Source organism: Streptomyces sp. NPDC012637, assembly GCF_042954805.1.
In the GTDB taxonomy this organism is placed as follows: Bacteria; Actinomycetota; Actinomycetes; order Streptomycetales; family Streptomycetaceae; genus Streptomyces.
Genome location: NZ_JBIBDS010000002.1, coordinates 84,239 through 97,094, shown reverse-complemented (window position 1 = coordinate 97,094; position 12,856 = coordinate 84,239). Strand labels below are relative to the sequence as shown.

General features: G+C 70.9%; 15 protein-coding genes. 8 read left to right on the top strand and 7 right to left on the bottom strand.

All coding sequences use genetic code 11. The annotated features are described in order from the left end of the window. Window positions 1–43: 43 nt before the first annotated feature. Both ACFY8W_RS08515 and ACFY8W_RS08510 read left to right on the top strand, forming a co-directional pair. Entirely contained in the window at window positions 44–742 is a 699-nt protein-coding gene (locus ACFY8W_RS08515) for a DUF1707 domain-containing protein (RefSeq protein ID WP_391102025.1), read from the top strand. A gap of 154 nt (window positions 743–896) precedes the next feature. After that, the gene (locus ACFY8W_RS08510) at window positions 897–1,274 is read left to right on the top strand and encodes a WhiB family transcriptional regulator (RefSeq protein ID WP_391102023.1); all 378 of its coding nucleotides are present in this window, start codon (window positions 897–899) and stop codon (window positions 1,272–1,274) included. 186 nt (window positions 1,275–1,460) lie between these two features. Here the strand turns inward: ACFY8W_RS08510 and glpX are convergent, their stop codons facing one another. Beyond that, a complete protein-coding gene (glpX, locus tag ACFY8W_RS08505; protein WP_391102021.1) occupies window positions 1,461–2,492 on the bottom strand; it encodes a class II fructose-bisphosphatase in 1,032 nt (343 codons plus the stop codon). Between the two features lie 135 nt (window positions 2,493–2,627). Between glpX and ACFY8W_RS08500 the strand changes: the two genes are divergently transcribed. After that, a complete protein-coding gene (locus ACFY8W_RS08500) occupies window positions 2,628–3,143 on the top strand; it encodes a DUF4245 family protein (RefSeq protein ID WP_391103815.1) in 516 nt (171 codons plus the stop codon). Window positions 3,144–3,215: 72 nt separating this feature from the next. Here the strand turns inward: ACFY8W_RS08500 and ACFY8W_RS08495 are convergent, their stop codons facing one another. From ACFY8W_RS08495 to ACFY8W_RS08480, 4 genes are all read right to left on the bottom strand, one after another. Beyond that, window positions 3,216–3,806 (bottom strand): malonic semialdehyde reductase, encoded by a 591-nt coding sequence (locus ACFY8W_RS08495; RefSeq protein WP_391102019.1) that lies wholly within the window; start codon window positions 3,804–3,806, stop codon window positions 3,216–3,218. Between the two features lie 156 nt (window positions 3,807–3,962). Further along, window positions 3,963–4,214 (bottom strand): exodeoxyribonuclease VII small subunit, encoded by a 252-nt coding sequence (locus ACFY8W_RS08490; protein WP_385693245.1) that lies wholly within the window; start codon window positions 4,212–4,214, stop codon window positions 3,963–3,965. 35 nt (window positions 4,215–4,249) lie between these two features. Beyond that, a complete protein-coding gene (gene xseA, locus ACFY8W_RS08485) occupies window positions 4,250–5,467 on the bottom strand; it encodes an exodeoxyribonuclease VII large subunit (protein ID WP_391102017.1) in 1,218 nt (405 codons plus the stop codon). 151 nt (window positions 5,468–5,618) lie between these two features. Then, window positions 5,619–6,989, bottom strand: coding sequence for an amino acid permease (locus ACFY8W_RS08480; RefSeq protein WP_391102015.1), 1,371 nt, complete (start codon window positions 6,987–6,989; stop codon window positions 5,619–5,621). A 65-nt stretch (window positions 6,990–7,054) separates the two neighbouring features. Between ACFY8W_RS08480 and ACFY8W_RS08475 the strand changes: the two genes are divergently transcribed. Beyond that, entirely contained in the window at window positions 7,055–8,062 is a 1,008-nt protein-coding gene (locus tag ACFY8W_RS08475) for a 4-hydroxy-3-methylbut-2-enyl diphosphate reductase (RefSeq protein WP_391102012.1), read from the top strand. Window positions 8,063–8,115: 53 nt separating this feature from the next. Then, window positions 8,116–8,865: a polyphosphate--glucose phosphotransferase gene (ppgK, locus tag ACFY8W_RS08470; RefSeq protein ID WP_391102009.1), complete on the top strand. Its 750-nt coding sequence runs from the start codon at window positions 8,116–8,118 to the stop codon at window positions 8,863–8,865. A 160-nt stretch (window positions 8,866–9,025) separates the two neighbouring features. On the opposite strand, the gene ACFY8W_RS08465 is transcribed toward ppgK, so the two are convergent. Beyond that, a complete protein-coding gene (locus ACFY8W_RS08465; RefSeq protein ID WP_391102007.1) occupies window positions 9,026–9,646 on the bottom strand; it encodes a DUF6542 domain-containing protein in 621 nt (206 codons plus the stop codon). 173 nt (window positions 9,647–9,819) lie between these two features. Here ACFY8W_RS08465 and ychF point away from each other — a divergent pair, with 173 nt between their 5' ends. The 3 genes from ychF to ACFY8W_RS08450 all read left to right on the top strand — a co-directional run bounded on the left by ychF (window position 9,820) and on the right by ACFY8W_RS08450 (window position 11,640). After that, on the top strand, window positions 9,820–10,908 hold the full coding sequence (ychF, locus tag ACFY8W_RS08460; RefSeq protein WP_391102004.1) for a redox-regulated ATPase YchF: 1,089 nt from the start codon (window positions 9,820–9,822) through the stop codon (window positions 10,906–10,908). 199 nt (window positions 10,909–11,107) lie between these two features. Next, window positions 11,108–11,389: a type II toxin-antitoxin system prevent-host-death family antitoxin gene (locus ACFY8W_RS08455; protein ID WP_391102001.1), complete on the top strand. Its 282-nt coding sequence runs from the start codon at window positions 11,108–11,110 to the stop codon at window positions 11,387–11,389. Next, window positions 11,386–11,640: a Txe/YoeB family addiction module toxin gene (locus ACFY8W_RS08450; protein ID WP_391101998.1), complete on the top strand. Its 255-nt coding sequence runs from the start codon at window positions 11,386–11,388 to the stop codon at window positions 11,638–11,640. The genes ACFY8W_RS08455 and ACFY8W_RS08450 overlap by 4 nt, the downstream gene beginning before the upstream one ends. 360 nt (window positions 11,641–12,000) lie before the next feature. Here ACFY8W_RS08450 and ACFY8W_RS08445 read toward each other — a convergent pair whose 3' ends face one another. Next, complete coding sequence (locus ACFY8W_RS08445; protein WP_391101996.1) at window positions 12,001–12,615, bottom strand: antibiotic biosynthesis monooxygenase; 615 nt, start codon at window positions 12,613–12,615, stop codon at window positions 12,001–12,003. Window positions 12,616–12,856 lie beyond the last annotated feature (241 nt).

Genomic DNA, 12,856 nt, shown 5'->3' with positions numbered 1-12,856 from the left:
CTTCCCCTAGTCGCGATCTATCGCGTTTCGCTACGCTGAGGCCGTGGACCTCGAAAAGCAGCCCCAGCAGCCGCCCGCCCCCGCGCCCCGGCAGCCCGACGTCGCCGACCCCCAGGGTTCGCTGCGCGCCTCGGACGCCGACCGGGACCGGATCGCGGACATCCTCAGGGACGCGCTGGCGGAAGGGCGGATCGACCCCGAGGAGCACTCGGAGCGGATCGACGCCGTGTACCGGGCCAAGACCGTGGGCGAGCTGGAGCCGATCGTGCGGGACCTGCCCGCCGACCGGTCCCGTCATACGCCGGCGGCCGCGCCGCAGTACGGCCCCGAGGGGATCGAGGGCCCCGCGGAGAACATGATCGCGGTCTTCTCCGCCTCCACCCGGAAGGGCCGCTGGCGGGTGGGCCGGCGCACCAACGCCTTCTCGCTGTTCGGCAGCATCGAGATCGACCTGACCGAGGCGATCTTCGCCCAGCGCCTCACCGTCATCAACGCGACCTCGATCTTCGGCAGCGTCGAGGTCCGCGTCCCGGAGAACGTGACGCTGCGCGGCAACGGCACCGGGATCTTCGGCAACTTCGAGGTCGTCACCCTGGAGGGCGTCGACCCGCAGGCCCCGGTCGTGGTCGTCAACGGGTACGCGGTGTTCGGTCACGTGGAGGCCCGGCCCAAGCGGGGCAAGTGGGTCACCGACCTGCAGAATCAGATTCAGGACAAGTTGCGCAAGCATCTCGGCCACTGACGGCCGCGTTCCACTTCTCCCGGTGACCGGAATTCGCCGTCCGCCGTCCGTCCTGCGGAACGGCGCGGCACGCAGTGCATAGGCGCACGCACAGCGGGTAGGGCTGGTGCATCGTCGCTCGCTCGTCCACGGAAGCCGTCGTCAGGAGTAGACCGTGCTGCAGCCGCCGCATCAGCCCCTCCGGGTCGCCGCCGCCGTGCCGCCCCAGCGCACCACGCCCGCTCGGGAGGACGAGGCCGGTCCCTGGCACACGGAGGCGGTGTGCCGGAGGGACGAGGCCGGACTGTTCTTCGCCCCTTCCAAGGAGCCCACCGCCGCCCGGCTCTCCCGTGAGGAGGCCGCGAAGCGGGTCTGTGCCCGCTGCCCCGTGATGGTCGAGTGCCGCGAGCACGCCCTGCTCCAGCCCGAGCCGTACGGGGTGTGGGGCGGGCTCACCGCCGCCGAGCGCCGTGTGGTGCTCGCCCGGCGCCGCCGCCGTGACGTCGAGCTGCGCAAGGCCGCCGCGGCCGAGCGGGCCGAGCGGATCGCGTAGGCCGTTTCTTCGGATCTTGCCGCCGTCCGGCCGGCCCGTCCGGCCGTGAGTCCGTCGGACGGTGCCCGCCTTCCGGGGCGGGCCGGCTGACGGGTCCGCCGTCGGCACGAGTGCCCGTACGGGAAGGGGCGCCCCCACCGCACATGGGGGCGCCCCTCTTCGTACCGTCGTCCGTCCCGGTGGGTGCTACTTCGCCCGGTCGAAGTCGATCTTGCTGTAGGCGCGCAGCTTGGACAGGCGGTGCGTGGAGTCGATCTGGCGGATCGTGCCGGACTTCGAGCGCATGACCAGGGACTGGGTGGTCGCCGTCTCGGAGCGGTAGCGCACGCCGCGGAGGATCTCGCCGTCGGTGATGCCGGTGGCGACGAAGAACACGTTCTCACCGGAGACGAGGTCGTTGGTGGTGAGGACGCGGTCGAGGTCGTGGCCCGCGTCGAGGGCCCGCTGGCGCTCGGGCTCGTCCTTCGGCCACAGCTTGCCCTGGATCACACCGCCCAGGCACTTTATGGCGCAGGCCGAGATGATGCCCTCGGGCGTGCCGCCGATGCCCATCAGCAGGTCGACGCCGGTGCCCTCGCGGACGGCCATGATGGAGCCGGCCACGTCGCCGTCGGAGATGAACTTGATCCGGGCGCCGGTCTCGCGGATCTCCTTGACGATGCCCTCGTGGCGGGGGCGGTCCAGGATGACCACGGTGACGTCCTCGGGCTGCATGCCCTTGGCCTTCGCGACCCGGCGGATGTTGACCGAGGCGGGCGCGTTGATGTCGACGAAGTCGGCGGCCTCGGGGCCCGTGACCAGCTTGTCCATGTAGAAGACCGCGGACGGGTCGAACATCGTGCCGCGGTCCGCGGCGGCGAGCACCGCGATCGCGTTCGGCATGCCCTTGGCGTTGAGGGTGGTGCCGTCGATCGGGTCGACGGCGATGTCGACCTCGGCGCCGGTGCCGTCGCCCACGTGCTCCCCGTTGAAGAGCATCGGGGCCTCGTCCTTCTCGCCCTCGCCGATGACGACCACGCCGTTCATCGAGACGGTGGAGATCAGGGTCCGCATCGCGTTGACCGCGGCGCCGTCCGCGCCGATCTTGTCGCCGCGGCCCACCCAGCGACCGGCGGCCATGGCGGCGGCCTCGGTCACCCGGACGAGTTCCAGGGCGAGGTTACGGTCGGGGGCCTCGGGAGAGACCTCGAGCTCGGGCGGCAAGTGGTGCTCGGTCATCGGAGCGCACCTTTCTGTACGGCGACGGCCGGAAAAAAGAGGGTGCTGCGACTCTATCGTCAGGTCGACAAATTGAGCAGAGGGCCCCACGTATGAGCACGAACCCTTGATGCGACCATAAGGGGCGTGGCAGGTATGCGAGGCAGGCAGACGGTACGCGGGATGTTCCAGTCCCTCGCGGTGATCATGGTCGCCGCGGGCGTGATGTATCTCTTCATCCCGCACGACGACAAGGCGGACCCGGTCCAGGTGAAGGACTACCGGGTCGAGCTGCTGACGGCACAGCGGGCCGCGCCGTACCCGGTGCTGGCCCCCGAGGGCCTGGGCGACGACTGGAAGGCGACGGTGGTCTCCTACCGGCGCGAGGAGCACGACGCGTGGAAGCTGGGCTTCCTCGACCCGGACACCCAGTACGTCTCCGTCCAGCAGTCCACAGAGGACCCGAAGAAGTACGTGCCCAAGGTCACTCTGGAGGCCAAGGACACCGGCAGGACCCAGAACGTGGGCGGCCAGGTCTGGCAGCGCTGGGAGGGCCCGAAGTACGACGCCCTGGTGCGCTCCGAGGGAGGCGCGACGACCGTCGTGACCGGCACGGCCTCGTTCGAGCGGCTCGCGCAGATGGCGGGCGCGCTGCAGTCGAAGAAGGCCTGACGGCGAACCGGCGACATGCGGAAGGGCCCCCGGTGCACCGCACCGGGGGCCCTTCCGCGTGTGCTCAGGTCATCAGACGGTGGTGATGACGTCGTCGAAGCCCAGGCGCGGGGAGCGCGGGAACCAGGCGTCCTCGCCCGGCTTGCCGATGTTCACGACCATCAGCGGGGTGTGGTCGTCGTCCAGGAACTCCTTCTGGACGCCGGCGAAGTCCAGGCCGGTCATCGGGCCGGCGGCCAGGCCGGCGGCGCGGACGCCGACGATGAAGTACGCGGCCTGGAGGGCGGCGTTCAGCAGCGCGGACTGCTCGCGGACCGGACGCTCGGCGAAGAACATGTCCTTGGCCTGCGGGAAGTGCGGGAGCAGGGCCGGCAGCTCCTCGTGGAACTCGTTGTCCGCGGAGAGGATCGCGACCAGCGGGGCGGCCTGGGTCTTGGCCTGGTTGCCCTCGGCCATGTGGCGGACCAGGCGCTCGCGGGCCTCGGGGGAGCGGACCAGGGTGATGCGCAGCGGGCTCTGGTTGAAGGCGGTCGGGCCGAACTTGACCAGGTCGTAGATCGCCTGGACCTGCTCGTCCGTCACCGGCTCGTCGGTGAACGTGTTGGCGGTGCGGGCCTCGCGGAAGAGGAGGTCCTGGGCGGCGGGGTCAAGGGCGAGGGACATGCTGCGTACCTTCCGGACTGCAAGGGGCTCGCTCGCGGGGTTCGAGCGATGTCACGACAGTACGCCCGCAGTAGGTGAAGTTTCAACTATCCGAACCGGATAGTGATCCGCTTCACAGGCAGTGTACGCGCCCGCGTCACGACCTGACCTGCGAGGTCACTCGTCGTCGGCGTCCTCCGCCGCCTCGTCGGCGGCCCGCTCGGCCGCCAGCGAGGCGTCCAGACGTGCCCGGGCCCCCTCGAGCCAGCGCCGGCACACCTTGGCCAGCTCCTCGCCGCGCTCCCAGAGCGCCAGCGACTCCTCCAGGGTCGTTCCGCCCGCTTCGAGGCGCCGGACGACCTCGATCAGCTCGTCGCGCGCCTGCTCGTAGCCGAGGGCGGTCTCCGCGTTGCCCGTGCCCGTTGCCATGAATCCAGTCCTCCGTGTTCGCTCTTCGTCTTCGATCAGGCCGGGTCGGGCAGCCGCCGCACCCGGAACTCGCCCGCGGCCACCCGGGCCCGCAGCTCCTCGTCCGCCGCGACCTCCACCGGGTCCCGCACCACCGAGCCGTCCGCCCGCTGGAGCACCGCGTAACCCCGCTCCATCGTCGCCGCGGGGGACAGCGCACGGACCCGGGCCCGGGTGTGCGAGAGCTCCGAGTCGGCCCGGTCGAGCAGATGCCCCAGGGTCCGCCGGCTGCGCGCGAGCAGCGCCGCCAGCTCGTCCTCGCGCACCTCCACCATCCGCTGCGGGTGCTCCATCACCGGCCGGGCCAGCGCGTGCGCCAGCCCCCGCTCCTCACGCTCCAGCAGGCCCCGCACGCACCGCAGCGCCCGGTCCCGCAGCCCCCGCACCCGCTCCAGCTCCTCGCCCACGTCCGGGACCACCTTCTTGGCGGCGTCCGTCGGCGTGGACGCCCGCAGGTCCGCGACCAGGTCGAGCAGCGGCGAGTCCGGCTCGTGCCCGATCGCCGACACCACCGGCGTACGGCAGTCGGCGACCGCCCGGACCAGCTGCTCGTCCGAGAACGGCAGCAGGTCCTCGACGCTGCCGCCACCGCGGGCCACGACGATCACGTCCACGTCCTCGTGCGCGTCCAGCTCCTTCACGGCCTGGATCACCTGCGGCACGGCCCGCACGCCCTGCACCGCCACGTTCCGCACCTCGAAGCGGACGGCCGGCCAGCGGCGCCGCGCGTTCTCCAGGACGTCCCGCTCGGCCGCCGACGCCCGACCGCAGACCAGCCCGATCAGCTGCGGCAGGAACGGCAGCGGCTTCTTGCGGTCCAGGGCGAAGAGCCCTTCCGCGGCCAGCGACTTCTTCAGCATCTCCAGGCGGGCGAGCAGCTCCCCGATGCCGACCGGCCTGATCTCCGCCGCGCGCAGCGACAGCTGCCCGCGCGGCGCGTACCACTCCGGCTTCGCGTGCACGACGACCCGCGCGCCTTCCGACACGACGTCGGCGACGGCGTCGAAGACCTGCCGGTAGCACGTGACGTTGATCGAGATGTCGTACGAGGGGTCCCGCAGCGTCAGGAACACCACCCCGGCGCCGGGGCGCCGCGACAGCTGCGTGATCTGCCCCTCGACCCACACCGCCCCCAGCCGGTCGATCCAGCCGCCGATCAGCCGGGAGACCTCGCCGACGGGCAGCGGTGCTTCCACTGACGTGTTCAGACCCATGCGCCGAGCGTAACGGGCGGCTCGGACAGCGGAAGGGCGCCGCGACCCGGCGGACGGTGGTGGCTGGTAAGCGGGCCGGAGCGGGGAAGGGGAGAGAGAGGGGGAAGGGGAGGGGGCCGGCGCCGGCCAGGGAGGTGTCGGCCTGCCCGGGTCAGGGCGTCGGCTGCCGCATCCCCTGCATGGCCAGCACCACCAGTCCGATCCCCAGCCAGATCACGCCCACCACCTGCGCCGACGGCGCGGCCTCCACGATCACCGCGACCAGGATCGCCGCGCCCACCACCGGCGCCACCACGTGCGGCAGCCAGCGCGGCGGCCCCGCCATGCGGCGTACCGCGAACCAGCTCACCACGCTCGCGTGCAGCAGCACGAAGGCGGTCAGGGCGCCGATGTCCACCACCGAGACCAGATGGTCGAGACCGTCGTCCTGGCGGGCCGCCCAGATCGCCGCGGCCATCGTCACCGTCGCCGACACCAGCAGCGCCACCCGCGGCACGCCCGAGTCGGTGCGCGCCAGCGCGTGCGGCAGGCGCCGGTCCCGGCCCATCGCGAACAGCAGCCGCCCGCCCGCCGCCTGCCCCGCGAGCGCCGCGAAGGCCGCGCCGATCGCCTTCGACGCCGCCACCAGGTCGTGCAGCCAGCCGCCGACGGCGGAGTCCACGGCGTCGTAGAACGCCGAGCCCTGGGCGGCCGGGTCCGCCGCCAGCTCCGCCGACGAGACCGGTTCGAGCAGAGCCACCAGCCACGTCTGCGCCACGAACAGCACGCCCGCGAGCGCCAGGCAGAACAGCACCGCCCGCGCCACCTTCGACGAGCCCCCGGTCACCTCCTCCGCGAACGAGGCGATCGCGTCGAAGCCCAGGTACGACAGGACGGCCACCGACACCGCCCCCACGACGGCGGCCGCCGAGAACCCGGCGTCACCGGTCAGCGGCGACCACCAGTCCCGTGACGCCCCGTTCCGGGCGAGCACGACGACCGCCGACACGACGAAGACCAGCAGCACCACGATCTCCATCGCGAGCACCGCGAAGCCGACCCGGGCGGCCGCCCGTACGCCCCACAGGTTCAGCAGCGTCGTCACGACGACCGCGATCCCGGTCCACACCCAGCGGTGCACCTCGGGCACCAGGGCCTCCATCGCGATGCCCGCGAAGAGGTACGCGACCGCCGGGATGAGCAGGTAGTCGAGCATCGCCATCCACCCGGCGACGAAGCCCGGACCCTCGCCGAGCGCCGTACGCGCGTACGTGAAGACCGAGCCGGCCCGCGGCGCCACCCGCACCATCTGCGCGTAGCTGAACGCGGTGAACCCCATGGCCACGGTGGCCACCACGTACACGAGTGCGACCGCCCCGCGCGACTTGGCGTCGAGCGTGCCGAAGATGCCGACCGGGGCCATCGGGGCGATGAAGAGCAGCCCGTAGACCACCAGGTCCCGGAAACCCAGACTCCGTCGCAGGCTCTCGTGATCCGGTTCCTCCGGATTCTCCGGCTCCGCCGCCCGCGTCTCCTCAGACATGGCGCCAGTCTCGGCCACGCCACCGCCCGAACCGCTGACCAAAACGCCGACCGGCCCGCCTTACGATGGGGACCATGACTGCGACGCCCGCCACCAACCGCCCGAAGCGTGTCCTGCTCGCCGCTCCCCGCGGATACTGCGCGGGCGTGGACCGTGCCGTGATCGCCGTGGAGAAGGCCCTCGAACAGTACGGCGCCCCGATCTACGTCCGGCACGAGATCGTCCACAACAAGTACGTCGTGCAGACCCTGGAGCGGAAGGGCGCGATCTTCGTCGACCAGGCGACCGAGGTGCCGCCGGGCAACATCGTGATGTTCTCCGCCCACGGCGTGGCCCCGACCGTCCACGAGGAGGCCCGCGTCGGCCGCCTCAAGACCATCGACGCCACCTGCCCGCTGGTCACCAAGGTCCACAAGGAGGCCGTGCGCTTCGCGAACGAGGACTTCGACATCCTCCTCATCGGCCACGAGGGCCACGAGGAGGTCATCGGCACCTCCGGCGAGGCCCCCGACCACATCCAGCTCGTCGACGGCCCCGGCGACGTCGCCAAGGTCGAGGTCCGCGACCCGTCCAAGGTCGTCTGGCTCTCCCAGACCACGCTCTCCGTCGACGAGACCATGGAGACCGTGGACGCGCTGAAGGAGAAGTTCCCGCAGCTGATCTCCCCGCCGTCCGACGACATCTGCTACGCCACGCAGAACCGCCAGACCGCCATCAAGGAGCTCGCCACGCAGGCCGAGCTCGTCATCGTGGTCGGCTCCAAGAACTCCTCGAACTCCCAGCGCATGGTCGACGTCGCCAAGCAGGCCGGCGTCCCCGCCGCGTACCTGGTCGACTTCGCCAGCGAGATCGACGAGGCCTGGCTCGAGGGCGTCGGCAGCGTCGGCCTCTCCTCCGGCGCCTCCGTCCCGGACGTGCTCGTCCAGGAGGTCCTCGAGTGGCTGTCCCAGCGCGGCTACGTCGACGTCGAACTCGTCAAGACCGCCGACGAGTCGCTGACCTTCTCGCTGCCCAAGGAGCTCCGCAACCGGGAGCTGCGCACGGAGGCGGCGGCACTCCTCGAAAACGAGTGACGAGTACCCGCGTGAACGCGTGACGGAGGGCTCCGGCCCGTAACGTTGGGTCCATGAACGTCTTCGGAGTGGACATCGGCGGATCGGGCATCAAGGGAGCCCCCGTGGACCTGGAGCGCGGCGACCTGGCGGAGCCGCGCCACAAGGTGCTCACCCCACAGCCCGCGACACCCGACGGTGTCGCGGGCTGTGTCGTGGAGGTCGTCCGGAACTTCGGCTGGACCGGGCCGGTCGGCGTCACCTTCCCCGGCGTGGTGACCGGCTCGACGATCCGCACGGCGGCCAACGTCGACAAGGGCTGGATCGGCGTCGACGCGGGCCGGATGCTCGGCGAACGCCTCGGCGGGCTGCCGGTGACCGTCCTGAACGACGCCGACGCGGCCGGAGTCGCCGAGATGACCTTCGGCGCGGGCAGGGGGCGGAAGGGCACCGTCATCCTGCTGACCCTCGGCACCGGCATCGGCTCCGCCGTCTTCGTCGACGGGAAGCTCCTGCCCAACACCGAGCTGGGCCACCTGGAGCTGAAGGGCCACGACGCGGAGAAGCGGGCCTCGTCGAAGGCGCGCGAGGACGAGGAGCTGAGCTGGGAGCACTGGGCGACCAGGCGGCTGCAGAAGTACCTGGCGCACGTGGAGATGCTGTTCTCGCCGGAGCTGTTCATCATCGGCGGCGGGGTCAGCCGCAAGGCGGACAAGTTCCTGCCGCTGATCGAGGGCATCAGGGCCGAGATCGTTCCGGCGCAGCTGCAGAACAACGCGGGGATCGTGGGGGCGGCGATGGCGACGCGGGTTTCTGAGGCCTGAAGCCCGTGGGGGGCGGTGCCCGGGGCCTCCGGCCCCGCGCAGTCCTGGGGGAGGCGGCGTCCCGGGCCATCGGCCCGGCACGCTCGCAGCCCCGTAGTCTTCCCAGCCCTCCCTGCCGGGCCAGCCCTCCCTGCCCTGGCCGGCCCTCCCGGCCCCCTAGCTAGCCCTGCTCCGGGGCCGGGCGGCGGACCGGGCGTACGGGCTTTCGGATGGCGGCGCCGGCGCGCTGGCGGCGCCCCATGTCGCGTACCTTGCGGACGCTGGCGATGAGACCGGCGACGAGGGTGCCGCCGTACAGCCAGCCGGCGTGGACGGCGAGGGCGGTGACGAGGGCCATGGCCTGGCCGCCGACGCCTCCCGTACCGCCGGAGATGGGTACGACGCCGACGGCGAAGGCGATCGGCACGGAGATGGGCGCGGTGACCAGGTCGGCGGTCCGGACCCAGAGGGCGGTCAGGGCACTGACGGGCAGGAACAGGAGCCCGAAGACGACCGGGGACCCGTCGAACAGGAGCCAGTCGAGGAAGCCGATCACCAGCATGACGGAGGAGGCGAAGAGGCCGGCGCCGAGCCCCGTGAGCCGGGGGTTGGGCAGCCTGCGCAGGGCCGCGACCACCGGCGGCGCGGCGCGCTCGACGCGGGGCCTGCCCGGCCGGGGCCGGGCGGCGACGCGGTAGACCGCCGCGCCCTCGACCAGTGCGCCGGGCGGCGTCAGAGGGCCCTGCGGCCGGCCCTCGGCGGGGCGGCGGGGCTGCGGCTTGCGTGTCCTGTGCTGCTCCACGTCACCAACGTAGGTCGGAAGGGGCCGGTATCCCCGCTCGGGACACGCCCTTTGGGTGACCTTGGCGCGAAGAGGGCCGTTCCGGCCGGGTCAGGGCGTAGGCCGTACCACGGGCGCAGCCCCGTAAACTGGGGGATCGCCCCACCTCCACTCCTCCTAGGGAAGTCGCCACCGTGTCGCTCACGATCGGAATCGTCGGCCTGCCGAACGTCGGCAAGTCGACCCTGTTCAACGCCCTGACCAAGAACGACGTGCTGGCGGCCAACTACCCGTTCGCCACGATCGAGCCCAACGTCGGCGTCGTCGGCGTGCCCGACGCCCGCCTGCAGCAGCTCGCCGAGATCTTCGGTTCGCAGCGCGTGCTCCCGGCGACGGTGGACTTCGTCGACATCGCCGGCATCGTGCGCGGCGCGAGCGAGGGCGAGGGCCTGGGCAACAAGTTCCTCGCGAACATCCGCGAGTCGGACGCGATCTGCCAGGTCATCCGTGCCTTCAAGGACGAGAACGTCGTGCACGTCGACGGCAAGGTCTCGCCGAAGGACGACATCGAGACGATCAACACCGAGCTGATCCTCGCCGACCTCCAGACCATCGAGAAGGTCCTCCCGCGCCTGGCGAAGGAGGCCCGCATCAAGAAGGACGTGGCCCCCAAGGTCGCGGCCGTCGAGGCGGCGAAGGAGATCCTGGAGCGCGGCGACACGCTGTTCTCGCAGGGCATCGTCCAGGGCTCGGAGAAGGCGGAGCTCCTCCACGACCTCCACCTGCTCACCACCAAGCCGTTCCTCTACGTCTTCAACGTGGACGAGGACGAGCTGACCGACGACGCCTTCAAGGACGAGCAGCGCGCCCTGGTCGCCCCGGCCGAGGCGATCTTCCTGAACGCCAAGCTGGAGGCGGACCTCGCCGAGCTCGACGAGGAGGACGCCATGGAGCTCCTCCAGTCCGTCGGCGCCGAGGAGCCCGGCCTGGCCACCCTCGCCCGCGTCGGCTTCGACACCCTCGGACTCCAGACCTACCTGACGGCCGGCCCCAAGGAGTCCCGCGCCTGGACCATCAAGAAGGGCGCGACGGCCCCCGAGGCCGCCGGTGTGATCCACACCGACTTCCAGAAGGGCTTCATCAAGGCCGAGGTCATCTCCTTCGCCGACCTCGTCGCGACCGGCTCGGTCGCCGAGGCCCGCGCGGCCGGCAAGGCCCGCATGGAGGGCAAGGAGTACGTCATGCAGGACGGCGACGTGGTGGAGTTCCGCTTCAACGTCTGAGCGGGTGAATTAGCACCACGTCACTGACGCGGCAAACATGCAGGTCGTAAGGGGTCGACTCCGTCGGGAGTCGGCCCCTTGTGGTTTCCCGTGTGGGGATGGTGCTGGGAAGTCTGACCTCTCGTCAGCCATGTGGCCCGGCTGGAGGGCGCCGAGAGTGGTACGTTATCAGGTACCACTTGAGGGATGGGGGCAGGTTATGTCCATAACTGCGAGCGAAGCCCGCAAGGAACTCTTTCCGCTGATCAAGAAGGTCAACGAGAATCACGAGGCCATCGAGATCGTCTCGAAGCACGGCAACGCCGTGCTCGTCTCGGCCGAGGATTACGCGGCGCTGCGCGAGGGCTCGTACCTGCTGCGCTCTCCGGTGAACGCCCGGCGGTTGCTCAAGGCGTACGAGAATGCCCTGACCCACATCAACGTGTCGGATCGCGAGCTGATCGATCCGGACGCCGCGGACGCAGGTGCGGGTGCCGCGTGAGGCTTGTCTTCGAAGATCACGGCTGGGAGGACTACACGTCCTGGCTCAAGAACGACCGCAAGATGCTCGCCCGGATCAACAAGCTCATCGAGGACGTCAGGCGTGACCCCTTTACGGGGATCGGCAAGCCGGAGCCGCTGAAATACCACCTGCCTGGGGCGTGGTCGCGGCGGATCGATGACGAGCATCGTCTCGTCTACCTGGTGACGGACAAGGAGATCGTCATCCTCGCGGCTCGATATCACTACTGAGCGCTCGTGCAATGCAGGCGGTTCTGGGATGTGCCTCCCGTGCTGGGATCCCAAGCGGCGTTTCCGCAGGTTGCGGCTCTGCGCTCAAGGTTCCGCTTCAAACTGTAGTCGTGTCCATACTGAGCGTGAGGCGTTGAGTCAACGCGCAAGTCGGAAGGGGTCGGGCTCTGTCGAGTCCGACCCTTCGTCGTCACCGTGCTGGATGCGTGTGGGATTTTCTGACGTGGGTCAGCGGTGATCAGGTGCCGTAGAACGGTGGACTGGTGTTCCACGTGAACGGCCCAGACCACCAGTTCTCCGGCGTCGACGGTGTGGACGATGCGGGGGATCTTCCGAAGCTCGGGCCCGTGCCTCCATGCTCTAGGTGTGGGGCACCGCCGTGGCCAGGACGACGTCGAATTCCTCCAGGCTGCGAGTGGTCACGCGGGCCTTGGCCGTCGTTTCTCCGCGAATCGTCGCGATGGCGCCGCGGGATGCCGCGAGGGCGTCGTGGTCGGCGAAGAGGGCGCCGACGGCCGCCCTGCCGTGGTCGCGGTCGACGAGGAGGGAGATGCCGGCCAGGCCAGGAACCTTCTGGACCCTCGGGAGGGCCGTGTCGCGGAAGGTGGTCACCAGCAGGTCGACGTCGCCCGGCTCGACGTCCATGCGGACCAGGCGGAAGCCGGCGCCGGGGCCCTGGTCCTGCGCGCGCCGGGCGACCGGTGCTTCCCAGTTGTCGATCGTCACGGTCTGCGCGAAGGGCGCCATCATCTCGGCCCGGCGGTCGCGCAGCGCCTCGTCGCTCGCCTGACGGGAGGCCTCGTCCTCCCACCAGGAGCCCACCAGGATCTTGCCCAGCTCGCGGTCGGCGAACAGGCCCATCCCGCGGAAACCCGGCTGCGCCGCCAGCAGCTCGTGCCCCTTGGTCCGGACGGCCTCGGCGAACCCGTCGACGTTGGCCGGATCACCTGTCATGTAGATGGTGCGAACGTACATGGCGCCATTCCTGCCTTCCAGTGGTCCCGCCGGTCCGGGCTCGTGTCGCTCCCTTCATGCGATGGCCGGGACGGAGGGCAGGCAACGCGGCAGGGGCATTCAGGTGACCGGGGCCGGTCCGGGCCGGTGACGACAACGGGGCGTTAGCGGCGCGCAAGCGGGACGGCAAGGCGGGGCGGCAAGGTAGGTGCAGTCGGCACCCGGATGCGGTGCCGGCCGACCGATCGACCGCTCAGCTCCA